Raw genomic sequence first — 23,367 nt, 5'->3', positions numbered from 1 at the left:
TTCTGTATGGGGTGTGGAATTTCTTGGTAGCGACCTCAGCGCGCGTTGATGCGGAAAGTCTTGCCGGACTTGGAACGCACCAGGTAAGTGCCGGAGCGGTTCACCGCGGCGGTTGTTTTCGCCTGCAAGTCCTCGACGCCCACGGTCGTAAACTTCGCCACAAGGCGGCCCTGCATATCGAACACGCTGTAGCTGCGCGATGCATACGAATCGGGTGTCCTGAAAACGAGTGGCTTTACCGCGTCAGTACCATTAGGATCCTTGTTCGCCGTTTCCGAGATGTCCTTTTCGGGCTGGTTCTCATATATTTCATCGCCTGGGTACGCCGCAGGGGCAAGGTCGTTCGTGCCAAAGTTCCTGAAGCCGAGCAAGGAATATTCGGTCGGGTCGTTCAGCTGCTTGCGAATCGGGGCGATGCGGAACTTATGGGAATATTCGCGGTTTGCATTCAGGCGGTAGGCATTGAGCGGTTCAGCACCCCAAGAGTTGATGCCGCCGAGGCCCATCTGGTGCAAGTCCACGCGGAGCGTGATATCCTTGTCACGCTTGAGTTCCCACGGGAGCTTTACATTGGTAAGCTGCTCGGGGGTGTAATGCTGGGCATTGAATTCCAGGCGCGGGTTACCCACGATCATGAGTCCCTTGCCGTCGTTGTTGGTGAGGGTCGCCCATTTTACGTCGGTGCGCTGCCCGGTTTCACCGATTTCCATGTACATGACCGTCATCGAATCCACAAGAGTCGAGTAGACGCCCATGAAGCTTCCGCGGTTACGGCCCATGTAGTTTTCGTCGGGGCCGCGTCCAAACCAGCGGACCTTTTCGTAGCCCTGCGGCACCGTAAAGAGCGTACCTACATTCGGGATATAGCTCTTGGAGCCGTCCGGATTGAAGGTATATTCCACCACGATATCGCCGCTGCCGTAAACGAAGTAGGTCAGCTTCATCTTGGAGCTACCCACATCGGGGAAGCTGAAATTGAAGGTCACCTGGGTTTCGTTAGCGGAAACTTCCTTGACTTCGGAGGACACATTGCGTTTCTGGCTCGCCTTGCGCCATTCGCCGTGGCCCTTTTCCATATTGAAACCCTTGTCATTATCGGTCGGAGCGCGCCAGAAGTTCGGGATACCGCCGTTCTTGATGATGGTATCGCCATCGAGCACGTAGCTTGCAAGCGTTCCCGCATTTTCGTCGAAGCGGATCTTGAAATCCTTGCCTTCGAGCGTGAGTTCGCCGCTGCCCTTAATTACCCTGTGGGTTCCCACGGTACTGATATCCACTTCGGTGGACCAGAGCTGGCCCAGGTTGATACCGAACTGTTCGTGACCGACGCTATGGCCCGCCTTAGCCCAAAGTTCATCTTTTTTGAGCCGGAAATCAACATCCAAGAAATATTCAGCGCCAATCTTTGTTTCGATATTCGGCATTTCGATGGTCACTTCTTTTTTCTGGTTCGGGCCAATGTTCATCTGAGAGCCATTGAGCTTACCTTCCTTGATGACCTTACCGTCTTCCCTGATTTGCCAGTAAGCATCGAGGAAATCGCCCAGGTTCTTGAAGAGGTAGCGGTTTTCAATTTCAATCTTGCCCTTTGCCGCATCAATATTTTTTACGCGCAGCTGGCTGTACTGATACTTGATTTCCCACATTTCGGGCTGAATCTTTCTATCCGGGAACACGAGGCCGTTCGCGCAGAAATTGTCGTCGTTCTGCCAGTCGCCCCACATGCCGCCAAATTCCCAATACGGGGTACCCTTGTGGTGCAAGCCCTGGTCGATAAAGTCCCAAATGAAGCCGCCGAAGGCGCGCGGGTTGCCGTAGAAGGCGTCCATGTATTCCTGCAAGTCGCCCACGGAGTTACCCATGGCGTGCTCGTATTCGCAGAGCATCACGGGCTTGTTCGCATCCTTGTAACCGGCGATGTAGTCGTAGCCCCAGTACATCTGGCTTGTCACATCGGCATTGTTGTTGTCGCCTTCGTAATGCACGTAACGCGTAGAGTCAATCTGGTGGGCGCGTTCACGTTCCGAAGCAAACACATTACCATTACCGGCTTCGTTGCCCAGGGACCACAAGATAATGCAGGGGTGGTTCTTGTCGCGTTGCACCATGGTATTCAGGCGGTCCACCACCGGAGCGCGCCAATCGTCGCTATTCTTTGGAAGTTCGCTGTTGGCACCGTGGCTTTCCACGTTCGCCTCGTCAATCACGTAAATACCGTACTTGTCGCAAAGATCGTACATCATCGGATTGTTCGGGTAATGCGACATGCGGAGCGCGTTGATGTTGAAACGCTTCATCAAGATGATGTCCTGTTCCATGCGTTCGTAAGTCACGGCGCGGCCGTTATCCGGGTCGAGTTCGTGGCGGTTCACGCCGTGGAATTTTACCGGCATGCCGTTTACAAACAGGCGCGGAGCCCCGTTGTCCTTCTTGATTTCAATTTTTCTAAAGCCGATTTTATTACTCTCGACCTGGATTATCTTGCCGCTACCATCTTTAATGGTAAGCACTGCGGTATACAGGTTCGGAGTTTCGGCAGACCAGCGGTCCGGTTTTGTAATCGGCAATTCAAAGTGCACGCTCTTTTCGCCCTTCGAGCCGATACCAGAAACCTTCTGTGCCGACGGGGAAATGACTTCGGTTCCCTTGTCGTTGTACAGGGAAAGTTCTATGGTATAGTCTCCCGAAGCAGACCCCGTAGAGTTATAAATCCACGCCGTCGTTTTCAGCAAGCCGTCGCTATAATTGTTGGTAAGGGTCGCATCGATCTGGAAATCCTGAATGTGCACTTCGGGCACGGCGTAAATGTACACATCGCGCATGATACCCGAAAGGCGGATAAAGTCCTGGTCTTCGAGCCAGGAACCATCGCACCAGCGGAAAACCTGCACCGAAACATTGTTTTCACCCTTGCGCAGGTACTTGTTGATGTCGAATTCGTGACCGGTAAAGGAATCTTCGGCGTAGCCGACATAGTTGCCGTTCACCCATACATAGTAAGCGGATTCCACACCTTCAAAATGCAGGCGGATACGCTTGCCGGCCCACTTTTCGGGGACGGTGAAGTTGCGGCGGTAATGGCCGACCGGGTTAAAGTCTGTAGGAGCGTAAGGTGCAGAAACGCGGTTGTTCTGCGACCACGGATAAATCACGTTGGTATAAATCGGATGGTCGTAACCGAGTAACTGCCAAGAAGATGGCACCGGAATTTCGTCCCAGCCGGAGACATCGTAGTTGTCCTTGTAGAAGTCGTTATTGCGCTGGGCAGGCTTATCGACATGGTAGAATTTCCACTTGCCCGAAAGGCTCTGGTACCATTCGGAAGCGTGGCGGTCGCCCACTACGGCTTCCTTGACCGTCGTATACGGCATGGATGTCACGTGCGGAGTCAGCGCATTTACCGCAAAAACACGCGGCTTGCCATTCCATTCATCATTAGGCTGGGAGTTCGCCTGCAACGGTAACAACGCTACAGCCAAAAAAGACGCAACCCATACAGGACTGCAAATAGGACCATTGTTCATAACATCCTCTTTGTGCAACACCAATAAAAAATTACCCCTTTTTGGGGGGTAATGCAATAAGAACTAAAAATTTCCTATGGACTTTTTATCAAGGGCTAGAAAACTACTTTATCCAAACTTTCTTCGCCATGCCGTTGAAACTGCGCACAATGTATACGCCTTTCGCAAAGCCAGCATTCTTCATAGTTTCAGCGAGACTAACACCGACATGGTCAATTCGGCCGAGGAATTTACCTGTCGCACCAAAGACTCTGTAAGACACCCTTGCCTGCGGCATCATGTGTACAGAGCGCGCAATCATCACATCCGGACTATTCGGATCGGTGAACTGAATCCAGTCCACGTTCAAGTAACCGCCGGTAATCAAGAGCTTGAGCACGTGTTCGCCTTTCTTAAGTTCCGCAGAACCGACATCAATTACCTTGTACGTAGTCCATACGCTGTCGACCTTCGGGAGCACCACAGATTCGGTAATTTCCTTGTCGTCAATGAACAACTGCATTGCAGAGGTCTCAAATGCGGTAGCCACGTTCGCAACGATGTTGTACTTGGCGTCAGCGGCGACATCGATGGTGTATTCGACCCATTCGTTTTCTTGCGTGTAACCGATGGCATAACCCGTGCAGGCCGCGTCCCCGCACTTGGAATCGCTAATGTCAACCACGTCGACTTCGTCTTCGCGGTAGACCTTGCCCTGGTTTTCGCGGTCATTGTCGTAAAAGGCCTTGTTGTGGCCGCCTTCGTCGTAGTTTTCGGCCTCGATCTTGCCCGGAACCACAGCGGCAGTGCCCTTGTAAGGCGTCTGCGGAACGGCAGTCTTTTCGCTTTCCATGTACCAGTAGTCGAAATCGAAACCGCCCTGCTTTACTACGAAGAACAGGTCATCGACGCCAGCAGCATCGGCCATGTCGAAGGTATGTTCTTCCCAAGCAGAACTTGAAGGGATATTCATGGATGCAAGGAGAGCACCGTTTTCGGAACCGGCATGGAGTTCAAGCTTACCGCCGTTACCCCTGGTGCAAACGATAATGCGGTCGGCACCGTCGCCCATGTCAACAGAGCGCACCTTGGTATAGAATCCGCTATTCATCTTGGTGAGGAACACATTGCCGTATTCGGAACCGACATGCTCGATGATGGTGTAGCCGCCCGACGTATTGACAGTCATGCCGCCCACCCAGGCCTTGGTTTCGGCTTCCACGCGCACGAACGGGTCAAGGTTCTTGATGGGCTTCACGACGCCATTGTTGGTGGCGCGGATCGTGGGAATGGTACCGTCGGCATTCCAGGTGAATTCCTCGATGGCGGTAGAACGGCTGTAGCCGCCGCCCTTCACGTTCTTCTGGTTGTGGTAGAAGAAGAAGCTGCGGCCCTTAAAGTCGACAATGCCGGAGTGGACGGTGAACGCGGCACCCGGTTCGCTACTCGGCATAATGACGCCCTTGTAAGTCCAGGGGCCCGTCGGGGAATCGCTCCAGGAATAGTCAATGGATTCGGGAATGCCACCGGCGGCGTAAATCATGTAATACTTCTTGCCGCGCTTGTGAATCCACGGGCCTTCGGTATACTTGCCGTTAAAGGTGCTCATGTCGGAGACCTTGATGTCGCTTGCGCATTCGATCATGTTCTCCTTGAGGGGGCAGTAATAGAGCTTCGGGTTACCCCAGTAGAGCCATGCCTGGCCATCGTCATCAATAAATACGGTGGGGTCGATGTAGTCCCAGTTGGGGCCCGCCAGGTGCTTGCCGTTCAGGGCATCCTTGAAGGGGCCTTCCTTCTTGTCGGACACGGCCACGTTGACGGCGCGGCCACCGCGGGTGGATTCCACGGTCACGTAATAATAGTACTTGTCATTACGACGAATGCATTGAGACGCCCAGTCGCCGTTCTTCTTGGCAGAACCGTTAAAGTCACCCGCTTCCAAAATGAGGGTGTTCATGTCGGTCCAGTTCACCATATCCGTGGTGCAAGAAACGCGCCAGCCGTGCATCGTGAAGAAGCTACCGCCCTCATCGTTGCCGGAATAGGTGCAAAGCGTATCGCCGAACACGACAGGCGCCGGGTCCGGAGAATAATATGTCTGGATAAGCGGATTTTCGGCCATTGCCTGCGTGCAAAGCCCGAAACCGAGCAAAGCGCACACCATTCCGGTCTTTTTACCAAAACTCATAGGACATCCCTTTTCGCCCCTAGAGGCATTTATAAACTCACCATTCTAAAATTACCCACAAATCATGAAAAATTCCATGCGAAAGACATGTTCGCATGGATAAGTTGTCAATAGTAAAACAGGCTTTTTTGTTTAAAATCTCCACGCAGGCGGAGATCTTTAAACTCTACCGCCGAACTCAAAGCCCGCTTCTTCAACGGCCTTCTTGAGCGAACCTTCATCGATATCGTGCGCATCATGCCACTCCACGCGAAGTTCCTTCTTTGAAACATCGGCCTCGGCAGATTCCACACCGTCTAGCATACGTACCGCCTTTTCGACGCACGCCTTGCAATGGCTGCAGCTCATGCCGTTCACTCGGTAAATCATGTGAACGCCTTCATCGCATTCCTCTTCATGGTCATGACAGCTGCACTCTTCGTGGCCGCACCCGCAATGTCCACCATGTTCGTGCCCGCAACCGCAGCCCTTGTGCCCGAACTTCGCGTAAATCATGAATGCAGCGAGCAAGCCCGCACATACATAGTCAAACACGCCTAGCGCCCCGTGACCGTGGCATTCCGCGCCACCCTGCGGGAGCATCGCCGCAAGGAAGGTGTCCATGAAGAACGTATCGACAATCAGCCCGAAGCCAATCGCGCCGACCGCAATCGAGACAAGGTATGCCACGAGAGTCCGCTTGCCAAACGCCTTCCCTACCACAAGCATCGAGGCGATACTCGTCGCGGGGCCAGCCATGAGCAGCACGAGGGCCGCCCCCGGAGTAATCCCCTTCGCCACAAGCGCAAGCGCAAGCGGAATGGAACCCGTCGCACACGTGTACATCGGCATCGCGAGCATGAGCACGGCAAGCATACAGAGCAGCGGATATTCACGCAGGGCAAGGAAGAGTTCGTTCGGGACAAACGCCGAAATCAAGGCACCCAACAAGAGGCCAATGAGCAGCCACTTGCTCACGTCGCCCACCATGTTCACGAGCCCGTAGCGGAAAGTCTCCGCGACCTTCTGCAAAAAAGTCATCTGGTGCACATCGTGTCCACCACAACCGCAATGTCCGTGACCTTCTTGGTCGTCATGTTCCTTTTCGCAGTGGCCACAACCGCAATGGTGATCGGTATCGCAGTCATCAAAGTCAATCGTTTCGGGGTGAGCCTTGGCATGCGCCGCAGTATCTTCCCCGCGAGAAACGATGTTCGTGAGCACGCCACCGAAAAGAGCCGTCGCAAACGCCGCAATCGGGCGCAAAATCGCAAACGGGAGTCCGAGCAGCGAATACGTCGCGAGGATAGAATCCACTCCCGTCGCAGGCGTCGAAATGAGGAAGCTCACGCTCGCGCCCCTGCTCGCCCCCTCCCTCCGGAGTGCAATCGACGTGGGAATCACGCCGCAGCTGCAAATCGGGAGTGGCACACCGAACAGAGCCGCCCACAGCACCGACATAAAATTCGACTTGGAAATCTTGGGCACGTACAGATGATTCGGCACCCACACATGCAAAACACCCGCAAGCAAAAAACCAAGCAGCAAAAACGGCGCCATTTCGGAAAACAGCGTAACAAATTGTAAAACGAATTTCTCTAGAATTTCCAGAACAGCAGGCATCTTATTTTCCCTTCTTGTGCAAAATGTGCGTGAGGCCCGTATCGAAAATGAGCCCGATATGTTCGTCATCGAGCGAATAGAACATCTTGCGGCCATCTCGGCGCGGCTTCACGAGATTCGCCGTGCGGAGAATGCGCAGCTGGTGGCTCACCACCGACTGTTCAAGGTTCAATTTTTCTGCGATCTCGTTCACCGAGAGTTCGCCCGAAAGCATCAGGTGGATGATACGGATGCGCGTGGTATCGCCAAAAAACTTGAAGAATTCAGAAAGTTCGAAAAGGGTATCGATTGACACGTCCATCTTTGGAATTCCCATAACCGCATCGTGACGATGGCCTTTATTGCTTTTAACATATGAACAAGTATTCATATTTTCATATATACATTTTTTTCGGAGTTTTGTCAAGAGACGCCCGCCCCATTTCATAAAAAAAATTCCCCGTCAACCAGGAAATTATGAGCATCGCTATCATACCACAATGTGAGCGGGTTTTCGGCGGCAAAGACCCTCGTAGTCGCACAGACAAGGAATCCGGCAAGAACTCCAAACGATTTCTTTTTGACTCCTCGAAGGGCCAATATAGTCCTTTTACCTCACAATGTTGACCTTGATAGACCTGTGGCTGTCGAGACCACGCACGACATACATGCCGGACATAACGCCCTTTGCCGCGAGAGCTGCCTTGAGATTACCACGAGCAGCCATTCCCCCTATGCGGCAGATATAGGAGCCATCCATGCCGAACACATCATAGCCAGTTTCTCCGAGTCCTAAGTGCATGCCCGTAGTTCCGCGAATCTGTTCCAATCCGCTTTCATCCTGAGCAAAATTAATCCAATCAAGATTCACGTAACTGCCCGTAAACAGGAGACGCAGTACATGTTCACCGGCCTCAATTGCATAGGTCCTACCGTCAACCGCACCATAGGTATTCCAGTCCTCACCTTGCGGCACCGCGACAGTATCGGTAATAGCCTTACCATCGAGAAGAAGCATAAAGCTACCCACATCAAGACCGCTCGCGACATTGGCACGGAAGTAGTATTCACCCCCCTCAGTCACCTTTATACTATATTCGAGCCATTCGCCTGCCTGCGTATAACCAACGGCATAGCCCTTGCAGTCCTGAATGGCCGCAGAATCGGCACATCCAAGGCCCACCACATCCACGCCATCTTCGCGATAGGCTTTACCCTCGTTCACAAAGTCCTTGTCGCTGTAAGATACACTCTGACCACCCTCGTCATAATCCTCCGCCTGAATAAATCCAGGAATGCTGAACGCAGCCTTGTACGGAGCCTGCGCCACAGTGTTGCTGAAGTCCGCCAAAGGAATTTCCTTAATGTCGCGGATGTAACGAAAATCTTTTTCAATACCGGCGTTGTTCACCACATTCTCGCTGTAATAGTTGCCGTCCTGCTGTAACATATTCTGACCGGCCTGGTTCTGGCCCACGCCGGAAGGAGAATTCTTGAACACGTTTTCCTTCACGGTAAAGCCGCTGGAACCTTCGTCCAGGTAAATAGGCACGTTCCAGTAGTCCGCCCACTTGGACGTTCCGTTATCGTGGATATAGTTGTGCTGGATTTCGCTACCGGTCCCCTGGTTAGAGAGCGTGTAGATCGGGCCGGAGTCGCAAAGCAAGCGGGCAATGTGGTGAATCTCGTTCCAGTTCACATGGTTGTTGGTCATGGCGGTCTGAGCCTTTGTCCAGCCAAAGCCAATAGAAATGCCCGAATAGTAAGTGTAAGAGACTTCGTTATGTTCGATTACCACATAGCGGGGGTAACCGGCGCCAATACCTACGGCCCCCTGATGCTCGTTCGTCACGTTAGTGATCAGGTTGTTCTTGACCGTATCGCGGGTGCTGATTTCATCCTTGTCACTCGGGTTGTAGGCGATGTGGATTTCTGTCGTGGAATCCTGATAGAACTTGCCCAGCATAATGCCCGCAGCACCGATTTCGAAGAAGGCATTTCCCTGAATCATGTCGTCATTGGTACCGGAAACAAAGTCGAGACCCGTGGCAGCAATCTGCGAGAACACGTTCCCCTGCACCAAAAAATGATGCGCATTCTCGACGCGGAAAGCCGCATCGGGGCGCCACAGCAAATACTTGTTACTGTTCAACTTTTCCCAGTTTCCGCGACCCGGATCCGGAAGAACATCTACGTTGAAGTTTGCCGCCTGCAAATCCAAAAAACCTTCTTCGCTCGGGCGAGTATAGTTGGAATGAGCAAATGTCAGGCCTTCGAAAGACATGTAACCCACCTTGTTCTTGGTATCCTTACCCAAGATGCTGAACAAGGTATTGAGTCGAGGCGCAACCACATGAGCAGTCGACATACTTTCACCGGAACGAGGCTTATAGTAAAGCACGTGTTCCTTTTCGTCCAGGTACCATTCACCCGGAGCATCGATCAAGTCGTAGGAGTTTTCCAGATAAAAGACCTGCTGCTTAGGCGGATTGCTCATGAAAGCGGTACCGAGCATGGGGTATGCGCGGTGGAACAACTTAGTGCGTTCAGGATCCTTGGGAATGAGCTTTGCCGTACCGCCGTTCACCTGGGCCTTTTCCAGGCGCAAGATGTTTTCGGACCAGGCAATCATCAGGTGGATTTCGACATCCTCGATGTTCTTGATATCCTTGATGTAGTCTGCAGAAACATCGAAGGCACGGCCCGTAGAATCCACCTTCGTGAGGCGCACGAAATCGTGATCGAAGCCGCCCGGCCCCTTTTCGTTTGCTGCAATCACGTTAGGAAAACAGGCGCGAACCGCCTTACGGTTGTTCACGTACAGCTGGCGAAAACGACCGTCGACACCTTCGGCTTTCCAGATATTATTTGCCTCGTCATGCAGAGTCCAGCCCGTAATAGGCATACCGCCGGTAATCAGCGGGCGTTCACCTTCGGCCGCTTTATAACGCACATAGTGACCGTCCTTACCACCATCGCGTTCGTCAAAGTTGATTGTTGCGGGGAGCGCGTAGGTACCTTCGCGAAGAATCACCTCGATATCGCCCGTCATGGTTCCGTTTATGGCGCGCACGGCTTTCTGTGCCTGCGTAATCGTCTTGAAAGGAGCGTCCTTCGTGCCCTTGGCGGCATCACTTCCACCTGGCGACACATAGAAAGTTGCCTGAGTGGCTGCCGTGGCGGCACCTGTAAAAGCGAGCGTGCAGCCAAACACCAAAGAAAGAATCCTTGTATCCATAAGAAACCTCACATTTACACCTAGTTCAAAGATATTTTTTGCATGCAAAAAAAGAACTCCCTTTTCGGGAGTTCTCGTTGACAAGTTGTCAATGCCGAGACACTTATTTGATGCAGTGTCCGGTCAAGTCAAAACGCATTCCGTTCTTTTCGACAAAAAGCTTGCCGCCTTGTTTGCGGAGGCGCGGGGCCATCTTGGAAACAGGGGTCGGAACGATTGCACGGATTCCTGTTTTGTCTTCACAAGTTTCTTTTTCGCAGAACTGGAGCCAGTCTACATTCACATAGCTGCCTGCAATGACAAGCCTTAGAATGTGTTCGCCAGCAGTAAGGTTAGCGGCTCCGATATCGATTTCTTTGTATACATTCCAGGTCGTGTCGACCTTGTCGATCGTAACGGTATCGAGAAGCACCTTGCCGTCGACAAGCAGCTGGATTTTTGAAGTCTCGGAAGCGGTCGCCACATTCGCGCGAACGCCGTACTTGCCATCGGCAGCGACTTTCACGCTGTATTCGAGCCACTCGCCCGCCTCGGTGTAGCCGATTGCATAGCCCTTGCAGGCATCGCCTTCACAGGTTGCGCCATCGAGGGTAACGACATCCACCGCATCTTCGCGGTAGATTTCGCCCTTGTTCGCGGCATCCTTGTCGTAGAAGCTGAAACGGTTCCCGCCCTTGTCGTAATTCTCGGCCTCGATTACGCCCGGAATCGCCGCAGGTTCGCCACTAAACGCCTCGCGCACGAGCGGAGTCGTCTCGACAGTGTCTGCCCAAGCCATTTTCATGCGGTCTACGCCCGACTGGTTCACGATTTCAAGCTTGATGTTCGCCCCTTCGCCAGTGCGCTTGGTCATGCTGTACCAGTCGCCATCGCGAAGCCCCGGCCAGTAAAAGCTGCCCATTTCCCATTCGCGCAGCTGGTCGCTCATGCCGCGAATGTAGGCCATAAAATAGTTCGTCGGAGTAGAATTATAGTCCATGTAATCGTAATGCACGCCCGCCTTGTCGCCAGGGCTCATGGCACCGCCCCATTCCGTACACACCGTGCGGTCAATGTACTTGCCCACCTTACCCTTGAAGCTGTTTTTCCAGCCCTGTTCGGTGGTAATGCTCATGTTCCAGAAGGTATATTCGTGCACCGCAAAAAGGCAGCCTTCAAAACGCGGGTCGTCGGCAATGTCGGGAACGTTCCACGCAAGGCCCGAGCCGTCAAGCAGAATATGGTCGCGCGGCACATCCGGGAACTTTTCAAGCCATGTTGCATACAAGTTGCGCAGTTCGTCCTTGCTGTACATGTGCGGTTCGTTGAAAATTTCAAAGTAGGCGTTCGGATGGTCGCCATACTTTTCGACGATTTTCGCCCACATTTTCCACCAGTCATCCATGTTCTTCGGGCCAGAGGGCTGTGCAGGGCCCCAGTAGCCCATCACCAGGCGACCATGCTTGAGAGCCACATCCAAGGCACCGGAATACATGTCAAACGCTTTGAGAACCGTCGGTTCGTTCACCGGCATGCGCACGCTGTTCGTACCGAACAGCTCCTGGAACTGTCCTATGACGAGTTCAGCCACCACCGATGCCGACTGGTAATTGTCCGAAAGGCTTAAGCCCGAAAGCACCAGCACGTCAGACACAAAATTGTCGCGCTTATCCGCCCAGTTGACTCCGCGGAACTGACTCGTCACCGCGAAAGAACTCGCTACAAGAGCCAAAACGGAAGCCAATAGAATCTTTGTCTTCATATGAACATCCTCATTTCACCAAAAAGAAAATAGGTTTAACAAAATAAAAAGGAGCTTGTGCCAAGAGAGTTCCTATGGATAAGATGTCAACGGAAAGACAATGTTAGAGACTCTTTCTGAAGATGGTACTTGCGAAACTGAAGCCGTCGCGCTGAACTTTCAATATGTACATACCGCTTTGCATGTCAGCGATGCCGATGCTGAAGGCGGATTGTCCCGCAGGCAGCATCTGCGACTTGACTAGGCGACCGTTCATCGCGTAAATCCTTGCGGTAAAGCCCTGCGAGAGCGCCGTTCCGGAAGCAATCTGCAACTCGCCGCCGTAAACGCGGGCCTTCAAATCGGGGCGAACGATTCGCGACTCTCTGGGCGCGGCAATCGTCATCGGTTCAGGCTTAGGCTTATTGCGCAGCAGACGCACGCTATAAATGCCGCCCACCATTCCCGAACTTGCCGTAAACGAGATTTGCACAATCTTCTTGCCCTTCACCATGTTGTCCGGAATCGGGTAAGTCACGTTCACAAATTCGTCCTTGTTCCACTTGCCCGAAATATTTTCGGTCACAAGCTTTTCATCATCTATCTTGATGTCGAATTCTCGGGTGCAGCCCTCGTTGCCCCAGTAGCGCACCATGAGGCTCAGGGAATCTTCGCTGTTCGTCTCGAATTCATAGCTGATGAGTCCACCATCACCTCCACTGCACTTGCCCGCATCGCGGTAGAATTCACCCTGATGCGTTCCCGTCGAAGAATTTTCCGTTTTCATCTTGTGGTCCACTTCGGGCTGTTGCTCGCCGGGCGCCACTTTATCTACCGTCTTCTCGTCGAGCGCCAATGCCTCTTCCTGTTCCTTCTTCAGGCGTTCGAGAATCGAGGGGTCCGTAAGCACCATCCAGTACATCATGTAACGCGCATCGTGCACTTCATAGAACGGCTCCAGCAACAGATTCGCATCTTTCTTATTCGCAAACAGGTACGGCGCCTTAAAGTGCATCGGTTCACCCTTCACGCTCTCCACCTTCGATGGAATATCTTCCTTCTTGCTCGCAAGCATCGGTGCCTGATCCAGCGACTGCAACGCTCCCGACGCAATATGGCTCCAGCGACCATCATCGGCCACAAGGCCGTTCAGGTTTTCAGTTCCGGTCTTTGCAGAAAGCACGATTGGCCCGTGCAAAAGCGCCACATAATCGCTCACGCCTGGCAAATCTTCGGTATGCGTGTACATCGGGAACAGAACCTCGATTACATCGCCCGACTTCCACGATTTTCCCGCAGAAACATAGCTGGAGGGCTCCGACTTTTTCACGACGGTATCGCCGTTCACGATTACCTTGAAATCGCCTTCTTTTACCCAGTACGGGTGGCGCACCATAAAATCGAAGGAGCCCGAACCCGTAACGGTAAACTTCGCCGATTCTCCCTTCGGGAAAGCCGTTTCCTGCTTGATTTTTACCTTCTTGTCTTTCCAGTTCAGAAGCGATGCGGCAAACAGGTTCACATATAGTTCATCGCCGTCCTTCGTATAAATAAACTGGCTGTACTTCGTCGGGTTTTCCATTCCGGAACCCACGCAGCACCACATGGCCGCATTCACCTTGGAATACACCCGATAATGGCGGGGACGCGCAGGAGGGAAGTACACGTACCCGCCATGTTTCGGATGTATTGTAGATAAAATATGGTTAAAGAGGGCGCGTTCGTAAAAGTCCGCCTGCTTGGCGTCGTGATCCATATTGAACAGGCGTTCTGTAAGCTTAAGCATGTTGTAGGTGTTGCACGATTCCGGTCCTTCGCGTTCCTCTACATACTTCTTGTGATTGTCGAGCGCCGGGAAATGTTCCGAGATGCTGTTGCCGCCAATTGCAATGCTCCTCTTGTTCACCACACGGTCCCAGAAGAACTCGGAGCCCTTTACATAAGTCGCATCGTTCGTGAGTTCCGCGATACGTGCAAAACCCACGACTTTCGGCACCTGCGTATTCGCGTGGATGTTCGTCAGGTTGTCGTTTCCTGCAGCCATCGCGTTTAAAAGCCACTTGTGCGACCAGCGCTTGGCCTCCTTCAGGTACTTCTCGTTTTTCGTCAGCGCGTATGCATCGGCGTAGACTTCGTCCATGCCGCCATGTTCCGTGCCAAGCATCGATTCCATGGCATTGTCGTTGAGTCCGCCCGTAATCGTAAGGCCCCAGTCGCAAAGGGCAAGGAACATCGTCTTCGCCTGTTCATAGCCGCCATAAATGTAGGCATCGCGGAGGCCCGCAAAGGTCTTGTGAATGTTGTACCACGGCACCCAATAGCCGTTCTGCGCGCCCGCGTTTCCACTCTTAAACTTGAGCCACATCTGCTTCCCGTTCGGAACGCCGCTCAGGTAACCCTTGAAATTATTGTCCCTGGAATTGTAGTCCTGAATTGTCTTGAGTTCGCTCAGCACGTATTCCAACCGTTCCTTGATGAGTTCGTCGCCGGTTGCCGCATACTGCATCGCCAAGGCACTCAGGTAATGCCCCAGCACGTGGCCATCGAGACCCGCCCAGTTCGAAAACTTGCTGGCCTTCGGTTTCATCCCCGCTTCTTCGTAAAATGGTGCAATTAGTTTGTCCGTGTCGTAGGCGAGTAGCGTTTCAACATTCAAGTCCTGCCGCTCTTTCAGCGGACCATCGAGCAGTTGCACATCGCCAAGCGCGAACATGTCGGGGTAAAGCAGGTCTTGCGAAAACCCCTGCGAAAACAAGCAGCAAACCGCAGCGAAAGTGACAAAGGCGAAACGCCTTGCGTTAAAACCAAACATCTCGTACCATCCTTTTCCAGCACCACACTACCTCTATAAAAATACCTCTTGCAACAGGCGACTTTATGTACCTTGGATCAAATACTTTTGCAGAAATTTCAATAATGCCCGACGCGATTTTCAAGCGGAAATATCGCAAAAAAGCCCCGCCATTACTAGCGAAGCCTTTTATTCATAGGAGTAACTTTGAAGCAGTATATTACTTGATTCTGTGTCCGGTCAGGTCGAAGCGTTTGCCGTTCTTTTCGACGAAGAGCGTGTTACCCTTCTTGAGGAGTCGCGGAGCCAAGTCGCGGTTCATGGCGGCAGGGAGAGCAGTGCGAATCCCTTGCGGATCTTCGCAGCTTTCGCCTGCGCAGAATTCAATCCAGTCGATGTCCATCCAGTCGCCGGTAACCGTGAAGCGGAGAATGTGTTCGCCTTCGGTCAGGTTCACCTTGGCTTCGACCGTATTGTATTCGTCATAGTTGTCTTCGCCCTCGGTTGCAGCTGGCACGGCGATTTCTTCGGTAATGTCCTTGCCATCCATGGAGAGCTTGAAGCTTGACGTATTGTTGGCAGAAGCCACAGAAGCGTTCATGGTGTAAGTTCCCGTCGAGGCCACCTTCACGGTGTATTCGAGCCATTCGCCCGCCTGGTTGTAGCCTACAATGATACCAGACGCCTTCTTGTAAAGGTCCACACCGGTACCCGGGCGGTAGTCGGAATCGCCGTGGTTTTCGGTATCGCTTTCGTTGTAGGTGGTATTGCCCTGGCCCACACCGTTAATGTCGAAATCTTCCACTTCGATCTTGCCCGGAATAGCGAGAGCTTCGCCCTTGAACGGTGCGCGCGGAACCGGCTTGAGAACCAAACGGAGAAGTGCCGAGCCATGTGCCGGAAGTTCGATAGAAACATGGGAAACCGGGCCCAGGTCCTTCTTTTTCCAGGCATCGCGAACTTCCACTTCGCCTTCTACGCCAATGTCTGCAAAGTTGCATTCCACAGTCTGGGTAGAATTGTTGTTATTCAGAAGTGCCACGGCAATGTCGCCATTCTTCAAGGGCTTGGTCCAAATCTGCTTGCCGTTCACGTCGGAGACGCGATGTCCCTGAACGCCAAGAGAGTCCTGGTTGATGGCAATCATGTCCTTGTTCAGGTAGAGTTCCTTGGTCTCGTTGCTCATGTTGCGCACGTCGGAACTGATCATGATGGGAGCAGCCATGATGGACCACATCGTCATCTGGGAGCGCTGTTCCTCGTAAGAGAGCCCCCTGTTGCCTACTTCGAGCATGTCCGGGTCATTCCAGTGGCCGGGTTTTGCAATCTGCCAGTACTTGTTGTTGGCATCGATAATTTCGTAGACGCCGCGGTACCAGGAGGTAGAAATCCATTCGGGACCGATGTCAAATGTAGTACGCCAGAGGTTAGCGATTTTAGGCATCCAGTCCTTGTATTCCCACATGCAAATGCTGAACACGATGTCGCGTCCGGAATTGCGGAGGGCCTTGGACATGGCGGTGTAATCTTTTTCCTGAGTTGTCGGGTCGGAATCGCAGTTGTCGTACTTCCAGTAGTCCACGCCCCATTCGGCGAGTTTCTTGGCATCCTGTTCTTCGTGACCGTTGGAGCCGCTTTCGCTTTGCCAGTTGCTATTGTAATGGTGACAGGTACGCTTGCCGCGGTCGCCATAAAGACCGAACTTCAGGCCCTTATTATGCACGTAATCGGCAATGGCCTTCATGCCGCTCGGGAATGTTTTCGGATTATTCTGGAGATTACCCTGGGCATCGCGCTTGGTGTCCATCCAGTTGTCGTCGAGGTTCAAGTAAATGTAGCCAGCATCCCTCAAGCCAGAAGAGACCATGGCATCGGCAATTTCCTGAATCTGCTTTTCATTGATGTTTTCGTGGAAAACGTTCCAGCTGTTCCATCCCAAAGGGGGCGTAAGCACCAGGCTGTCAGGATGCGCAAAGGCCTGAGAGGCCAAACCACAAAAAGCAAGGGCGATAGCCCCGCCGAACGAGTATTTTTTTAAGCCAAACATCTTCATCACTCCATGATGATATTTACACCTAAAAAAATATTCTTAAAAAAAGGAAAAACACCCACCTAAAAGAAAGGATTCATTGATTATTTATCAATGAAGCGCTATGGGAAAAATGGCGTTTTTTAACGGGATACGGGCACCAGGAGCGACTTTTCGCCCTTCAAGCTCCGCAAAAGGTAAACACCCTTAGTGAACCCAGCCTGTTCAAGCGATTCGGCAATGCCTGCACCATGAATTTCAACCAAGCCGAGCCTGCTTCCGTGTATATCGAACACGGCGTACGCCGATGGTTGCTCACGCATGTACTGTACCCCACGCAAAGTCGACGGACCTTCCTCAGGAATTTGCGCGGCATCGAGTTTTGCAATTTTCACGTTGTCGAGCGTAAGCGTTCCCGTCGCAGCACCGGCATTGAAACTCAGGCGGCTGTTCGTATCCGTCGCGGCCGTCATCTGGAACTTGAACGAATAGGTTTTCATATCCGTGCCAAGATCAAAATTCTGATTTTCCTTGAGGTAGCTCGCCCACGGATCGTTGTGCTGCTCCACATTCACTTCGAGCGTGCGGGCAGCCCCTGCACTTGCTTCAAAGCTTACCTCGTACCACCGATCTTTTTCAAGATGCAAGTCGTGCTGAATCAGCTGCACCTGGTAATTCTGCGTACCGATAGCGGAAATGTCAAGCTGGTACTTTCCATCTTTCGCATCACCAGTCGCAGCGGCATCGCCATGTAGCTGCAAGTCCCAAGCCACGGCGCTCGAATCGAAGCCGCCGTTAAAGACTTCATCGCGGTTCGTAGGCACGACAATCGCAGGTGTCGGCGGCGGAAGAGAGGAACCATCCAGCGAATAGTTCTTCACAAAGTTCCAGATTTCCACGCTCGTGTTCACGCTCACGGCCTCGTCCATGGAATACCAGTGGCCCTTTCCTTCGATTGTCAGCAGGCGCACTTCTACATTGTCGGTGCAACCGCTCCAAATTTCAAGAGACGCGGCAGAGCCCGACTTAGTCGTCGGATACGGCTTAATCTTCTGCGAACTGCTTGAGCACTTTTGCGCATTGACCCAGCCCTTCAGGGTATTCACGGTGCTGTTATAATTCACCACATCGTCGCTCGTGCCGTGCGTATGCATAATCGGCATCGCACGCTTGGGCGAATTCACGCCGCCACCACCCGAAACGGGCGCAATAGCCGCAATCATGTCGCCCATCTTGTTTGCCGCATGGTAGCTCATCATGCCGCCCATCGAAAATCCCGAAACATATACACGGTTTTTATCAATTCCGTATTTTTGATACATTTCGTTGATGATTGCCTTCAAGAAATTGACATCCTTATCGCCGCCAATGTCCCAGGCCTTGTTTTCGCCATTGGGGAACACCACCACGAAGCGAGCCGTATCGGCTATGCTTTCCCACTTCGCCGCATTCTTCTGGTAGGGGGCATCTTGGTTCATGCCGTGCATCTGAATGATGAGCGGGCGATTCTTTTCGATTCCCGACGGAGCATACACGAGCATGCTGCGGGATTTCCCGTCTACAGTTAGGTTGTCTGCAAAAGCATTACCCGTAAACAGCGCAACACTCGCGAGGGCAAGCACCACCTTGCCCAAATTTTTCATACCAAACATCCTTCGCTCCTTTTTTGCAGCCCTTATTTCGTTACCATAAAGCGACGAACCATCCCATTCTTCGCCCTGATCAGGTACACGCCCTTTTTCGAAACCATGGCGCGCACCTTGGACTGAGCCTCGCTTGCACTTGCTGCAAACACGGTTCCCACAAAGCTTCCGTTCAAGCCGTACACGCGGTAAACCTGTTCAGCCTGCACATCGTAACGAACCGCATTGGCAATCCCCGTCGGATCAATCGGTTCGGGGTCCGTGGCGTCCTTGCCCTTCACGAATGTAAAGTAGTCGATATCGAGCCAAGAGCCAACCACCGTAAAGCGGAGTACATGTTCGCCAGCAGGGAGCGTCACGTTGGCCTGCACCTTGTTGTAATCGTCGTAATTGTCTTCGCCGGAACTTGCCGCAGGCACCGCAATTTCTTCGGTGATGTCCTTGCCATCCAGGGAGAGCTTGAAGCTAGAAGTGTTACCCGCTGCAGCGACTGCCGCGAACATGGTGTAGTCCCCCGCTTCCTTCACGTTCACCGTGTATTCGAGCCAGTCGCCTTCGCTGTTGTAGCCCACAATAATTCCAGTCGCCTTCTTGTAAAGGTCAACGCCGGTACCTTCGCGGTAGTCGCTATCGCCGTGGTTCTCGGAATCGCCATCGTAGTAAGAGGTACCGTCCTTGCCCTTGCCCGGCACGTCGAAGTTTTCGGCCTCAATCTTGCCCGGGAGAGCAACGGCGGGGCAGTTTTCACCGGCGGCGCAGAACGGAGTCTGCGGAACAGGTTCAGAGCCAGCGCCATCGAGATAAATTTCATCGTTCGCATCAACACCGACCTTGAACCAGTCAAAGTCCGCATAGCCGCCCGCCTGCTTTGTTGCAAAGTTGAAGAGGCCCCAACGCACACCCACGAACATGTGGAGGTCGTAATTGAGCTTCACGTCGCTACCAATTTTTGACCAGGTGTTGCCATCGGTGCTGTAATAGAAGTAGGCGGTACCGCGGTCAATCGGCAAGTCGAAATCGATTCGCAGGTAAACCTTGGAACCCGAAATCGCCTTCGTTTCCTTCAGGCTTTCGCCGTCCTTGTTTCCGGTATACATCACCACCTTGTAGCTGCCGCCATCTTTAGCAAGCGCCACAAAGCCCTTGTCATCTTGCAGGGCAACGAGGCCGGCCATGTCGCCATCCTTCATGCCGGTGCCATCGACAAGCGTACGGCCAGAACTCTTGGGGCCAAAGGAACGCTGGGTCAGGGTGTTCTTCGCATTCACCACGCGGCTATCGGTGCGGCTCGTAGTAATGCGGTAAAATCCCGGATTTGCAGACAAACTCCAGTTCTTGTTATCGGGATTGTGGTTGAACTGCCATTCAAGAGCAAGTTCGCTGGATTCAAAATCGTCGCTGGTGACCATGCCGTAGCCCGGCAGCGGGGATTCCGGCAAGTCAATTGTAGAAGGGGCCTTGGAGCCACTGGTCGGAACCGGCCAGCCGTCCTTCCATTCCATCGGGACCAGGTGCGACATACGTCCAACCGGGCCGGAATCGCGGAACAAAAGCGCATACCACTTGCCATCGGGAGTGTCAAAGATGCCGCCCTGGGCAACGCCGTTATCGGAGAGGAAGTACCTTCCGCTGTAACCGGAAAGCAGGCTCTTGGAGCGGTAAACGATTTCGCTACGGCTCTTGCCCGCCGGCCAGGAAATCGTGAACAGATAGTATTCGCCGTTCACCTTCTCCATGTGCGAGCCTTCCTGCTGCACATAGTAGTTGCTGGTGCCGGTCACCTGGTTGATGCTCACGCCGCCAATCTTGCCACTCTTACCGCCAGCCTTCACGCCGCTTGCGTCGTCGTTCAACTGCACATAGCTAATCTGGTCGCCACTGCCGTAGAACACCCACACGGTTCCGTCATCATCGAAGAAAAGGGAGGGGTCGTGATAGAACGGGAGTTGCACTTCGCTCCATTGACCGCTCTCCACATCGGCGGTTTTATACAAATGAGTCTTACCCGTCGTGTAAGACGGAGTCAGCACGTAGAAGAATCCCTTGTGGTAACGGATGCTCGAAGCCCAGGAACCCTTACCGTAGGCATCCTTGCCGCCATTCAAGTTCTGCTGGTCGTTATTGGTGAGAGTCTGGTAGGCATACCCCACCGTGCGCCACTGGGCCAAATCGGTACTCTTGAATACGGGTACGCCAGGAGCAAAATGCATGGTCGTCGTCACCATGTAGTAAGCGTCGTCAACGCGGACAATCGAAGGATCCGGACTGTCGACATACATAATCGGGTTATTGACCGTAACCGCAGAAGCAAGCGTTGCATAGATCAAGACCCCGCCGCAAGCGTGGGCCAAATACCGGAAACATCCCATTTTATACTCCTTTACAAGGGCACCACCCCCTGCAACTATACTAAAGATACCCTAGAAACCGCATTATTCCTATATACGCAAAAAAGGTTCCCTTGACAATTTGTCAAAGGAACCCCGCACTCCATGTCTATAAAGATCAACCATAGAGAAAGCCGAGAATCACGACCAAGACCGAAATAACGGCTATCTGCTTCACTATTAGGACTTCATTACTTTTCATAAACATCCACCTTGCGATTTACGATACCGTTTTCTGTCTTTCCTCGCAACAAATAGACCCCACGACGCACCTTGAGGGAACCCGACTTGAGTAGGTTCACGGCAGAGGCCATGCCACGCGCATTGAAGCTCGTCACATGCGAGCCTTGCATATCAAAGACATCAAAGCTACTTTCGGCCTCGGTCATGTTCAAGCGGACATCCTTAAATCCAAGAGGCTGTTGGGAGGAAACCGCCTTGAATTCGACATAGTCAATGTCAATCCAGTCGTTGGTAATTTCAAGTTTCAGTTCGTGCACACCCGCCTTCAGCGAAGCCTTGCCACCATTTACAACTTCAAACGCATCAAAGCCTTTCCCGGTATTGGCCATCTCGGTACCGATAGGCTGGTCATCCATGTAAAGCATCAGGCTGCCGGTTCCGTTCTCGCCCGCCACGTTGGCGGAAATTCCGTAATCGCCGTCGGCAGCCACGTTCACGGTGTACTTGAGCCATTCACCCTTTTGGTTGTAGCCCACGACAATACCCATGTTCGGCTGGTAAATGTCCACGTCGTCCTTGCGGAGCTTACCGCCCTCGTTACCCTTGTTCAAATCGTAGTAGGCAACGTTTGCTCCACCCTTGTTGTAGTTTTCGGCCTGCACCTTGCCCGGGATTTCGATCGGGTCGGTATAGGGCCCATATTCCTCGGGCGGTTCATCAGGAACCGTAGACTGGCTCGGATCCACCAGGTTTACAGGAGGAGCATCCGGGTCAATCGTCTTGTCGATAAGCTTGAGCATCTCGGAGCAGTAGCGCCTGCCGAGTTCAATCACGCCCGCGCGCCCGAAGTGGTACGGGTCCTTGCCGTTGCCCTCCAGGCCCTTCGAGGAGGCAAGCCCGAACTTCTTGAAGTTGTTCTTGAGCTGGGCAATGCCGCCGTTCTTGGAAGAACAGCAAGCACCCTGCGACTGGAGCAGTTCGCCGGCCACGAACGGAACCTCGTTCTCGTCGAGGTCGAGCGCGTCGATAATATCCTTGTAGGTCTTGTAGACGGTCTTGCGCCAGTTGTCGTCGGTGCAGTCGCTTTCGCCCTGGTGGAAGATGAAGCCCTTGATGACTCCCACTTCCTTAGCCTTCTTGGCGAGTTCCAGAATGCGTCCCGGAGGATTGTTGTCGTAATCCTTGGGCCAGCCCCAGCTCATGATGTCCTTGCCGTCGCCCTTGAAATAACTTTCATACTGGTCCTTGTCGAAGGCACGGATGCTCACCGCACCGATAGCAACCGGGATAATGCCCACAGTGACACCCGGCAGGGAATCCACCATGGCACGGCCAAAGTAGTCCGCCGGGGAAAGGTTCTCGAAAGCGTGGAACATCGGGGGAATCGCGGTGTACCATTCGCCAGTCTTGATGGACTGGTTCGTCTTGCCGCTACGCTGGCTCGCGTTTGCGTTATGCGAGGCAAGCATCAGGAACTTTTCGGAATACTTGTCCTGGTCCTCCGCCGGAACGATATCGCCGTTACCCGCCATATTAGACTGGCCGTAAGCGATATAAATGTGGAAATTCGGATTCGGCGCCGCATAGGTAAGCATGGGCAGCAGAAGTAGTCCGCCCAGACACCACAACACGATTGTCATAATCTCGGAAAGCTTTTTAAGGTCCATATCACAACACTCCGTTTTCTTTAAAATTATCCTCAAAAATCGCCAAAATTTCGCAAAAAGCAGCATGTTTTATGGATAAATAATCAACAAGTGCAAAGCCCCGGAAACATTTTCGGGGCCTTCGTAAACAATTGTTGAAGTAGGAGGCTATTTTGCCACCTGGAGGCGCATCGAGTGCCCCCTAGCGGACTTCGCCAGATACACGCCACCGCGCTTGACAAGGCTCGACGCCTTTGAACGGAGTTCCTGCATTCCCGTTGCGGACACCTTGCCCAGGAGGCTTCCGTTCATGTCAAAAATACGGTAGCTTTCGGCTTCGGTCGGCAACTGGAGACGATTCTGCGTCAGAACCATCGATTCTTCACCGATCGGTTCGGGATCGGTCGCATCCTTGCCCTTTACGAAGGTGAAGTAATCCACGTCCATCCAGGAAC

At 52.9% G+C, this 23,367-nt stretch carries 11 protein-coding genes and 1 pseudogene; all 12 read right to left on the bottom strand.

Annotated features, from left to right (window positions below):
- Nucleotides 1-35 precede the first annotated feature (35 nt).
- A complete protein-coding gene (locus tag Q0628_RS07455) occupies nucleotides 36-3,524 on the bottom strand; it encodes a glycoside hydrolase family 2 TIM barrel-domain containing protein (protein WP_298769672.1) in 3,489 nt (1,162 codons plus the stop codon).
- A gap of 103 nt (nucleotides 3,525-3,627) precedes the next feature.
- Nucleotides 3,628-5,694, bottom strand: a complete 2,067-nt coding sequence (locus Q0628_RS07450; protein ID WP_298769670.1) for a family 43 glycosylhydrolase — start codon at nucleotides 5,692-5,694, stop codon at nucleotides 3,628-3,630.
- 159 nt (nucleotides 5,695-5,853) lie between these two features.
- A complete protein-coding gene (locus tag Q0628_RS07445; protein ID WP_298769668.1) occupies nucleotides 5,854-7,296 on the bottom strand; it encodes an SO_0444 family Cu/Zn efflux transporter in 1,443 nt (480 codons plus the stop codon).
- 1 nt (nucleotide 7,297) lies between these two features.
- Nucleotides 7,298-7,666: a metalloregulator ArsR/SmtB family transcription factor gene (locus tag Q0628_RS07440; protein WP_298769666.1), complete on the bottom strand. Its 369-nt coding sequence runs from the start codon at nucleotides 7,664-7,666 to the stop codon at nucleotides 7,298-7,300.
- 219 nt (nucleotides 7,667-7,885) lie between these two features.
- Complete coding sequence (locus Q0628_RS07435) at nucleotides 7,886-10,513, bottom strand: carbohydrate-binding protein (protein WP_298769664.1); 2,628 nt, start codon at nucleotides 10,511-10,513, stop codon at nucleotides 7,886-7,888.
- Nucleotides 10,514-10,616: 103 nt separating this feature from the next.
- Nucleotides 10,617-12,254: a cellulase family glycosylhydrolase gene (locus Q0628_RS07430; protein WP_298769662.1), complete on the bottom strand. Its 1,638-nt coding sequence runs from the start codon at nucleotides 12,252-12,254 to the stop codon at nucleotides 10,617-10,619.
- 103 nt (nucleotides 12,255-12,357) lie between these two features.
- Entirely contained in the window at nucleotides 12,358-15,045 is a 2,688-nt protein-coding gene (locus Q0628_RS07425; protein WP_298769660.1) for a beta-L-arabinofuranosidase domain-containing protein, read from the bottom strand.
- A gap of 199 nt (nucleotides 15,046-15,244) precedes the next feature.
- Nucleotides 15,245-17,071 carry a carbohydrate-binding protein gene (locus tag Q0628_RS07420; protein ID WP_298769658.1) on the bottom strand — a complete coding sequence of 609 codons (1,827 nt, stop codon included), beginning with the start codon at nucleotides 17,069-17,071 and terminating at the stop codon, nucleotides 15,245-15,247.
- Nucleotides 17,072-17,196: 125 nt separating this feature from the next.
- On the bottom strand, nucleotides 17,197-18,705 hold the full coding sequence (locus tag Q0628_RS07415; RefSeq protein ID WP_298769656.1) for a carbohydrate binding domain-containing protein: 1,509 nt from the start codon (nucleotides 18,703-18,705) through the stop codon (nucleotides 17,197-17,199).
- A gap of 23 nt (nucleotides 18,706-18,728) precedes the next feature.
- The gene (locus Q0628_RS07410) at nucleotides 18,729-21,065 is read right to left on the bottom strand and encodes a family 43 glycosylhydrolase (RefSeq protein ID WP_298769649.1); all 2,337 of its coding nucleotides are present in this window, start codon (nucleotides 21,063-21,065) and stop codon (nucleotides 18,729-18,731) included.
- 209 nt (nucleotides 21,066-21,274) lie between these two features.
- Entirely contained in the window at nucleotides 21,275-22,933 is a 1,659-nt protein-coding gene (locus tag Q0628_RS07405; protein ID WP_298769647.1) for a sialate O-acetylesterase, read from the bottom strand.
- Nucleotides 22,934-23,080: 147 nt separating this feature from the next.
- A pseudogene (locus Q0628_RS07400) lies at nucleotides 23,081-23,367 on the bottom strand (1,4-beta-xylanase); the annotation flags it as partial.

This window comes from uncultured Fibrobacter sp., from assembly GCF_937877005.1.
GTDB lineage: Bacteria > Fibrobacterota > Fibrobacteria > Fibrobacterales > Fibrobacteraceae > Fibrobacter.
The sequence above is the reverse complement of the archived record's forward strand: the minus strand, read 5'-3'. Positions and strand labels throughout refer to the sequence as shown.

What these genes read in the sequence shown, in the direction of transcription:
- Q0628_RS07425 (WP_298769660.1), bottom strand. Translation starts at nt 15,045, where the DNA reads ATGTTTGGTTTTAACGCAAGGCGTTTCGCCTTTGTCACTTTCGCTGCG.
- Q0628_RS07440 (WP_298769666.1), bottom strand. Translation starts at nt 7,666, where the DNA reads ATGAATACTTGTTCATATGTTAAAAGCAATAAAGGCCATCGTCACGAT.
- Q0628_RS07405 (WP_298769647.1), bottom strand. Translation starts at nt 22,933, where the DNA reads ATGGACCTTAAAAAGCTTTCCGAGATTATGACAATCGTGTTGTGGTGT.
- Q0628_RS07420 (WP_298769658.1), bottom strand. Translation starts at nt 17,071, where the DNA reads ATGTTTGGCTTAAAAAAATACTCGTTCGGCGGGGCTATCGCCCTTGCT.
- Q0628_RS07410 (WP_298769649.1), bottom strand. Translation starts at nt 21,065, where the DNA reads ATGGGATGTTTCCGGTATTTGGCCCACGCTTGCGGCGGGGTCTTGATC.
- Q0628_RS07445 (WP_298769668.1), bottom strand. Translation starts at nt 7,296, where the DNA reads ATGCCTGCTGTTCTGGAAATTCTAGAGAAATTCGTTTTACAATTTGTT.
- Q0628_RS07430 (WP_298769662.1), bottom strand. Translation starts at nt 12,254, where the DNA reads ATGAAGACAAAGATTCTATTGGCTTCCGTTTTGGCTCTTGTAGCGAGT.
- Q0628_RS07455 (WP_298769672.1), bottom strand. Translation starts at nt 3,524, where the DNA reads ATGAACAATGGTCCTATTTGCAGTCCTGTATGGGTTGCGTCTTTTTTG.
- Q0628_RS07435 (WP_298769664.1), bottom strand. Translation starts at nt 10,513, where the DNA reads ATGGATACAAGGATTCTTTCTTTGGTGTTTGGCTGCACGCTCGCTTTT.
- Q0628_RS07450 (WP_298769670.1), bottom strand. Translation starts at nt 5,694, where the DNA reads ATGAGTTTTGGTAAAAAGACCGGAATGGTGTGCGCTTTGCTCGGTTTC.
- Q0628_RS07415 (WP_298769656.1), bottom strand. Translation starts at nt 18,705, where the DNA reads ATGTTTGGTATGAAAAATTTGGGCAAGGTGGTGCTTGCCCTCGCGAGT.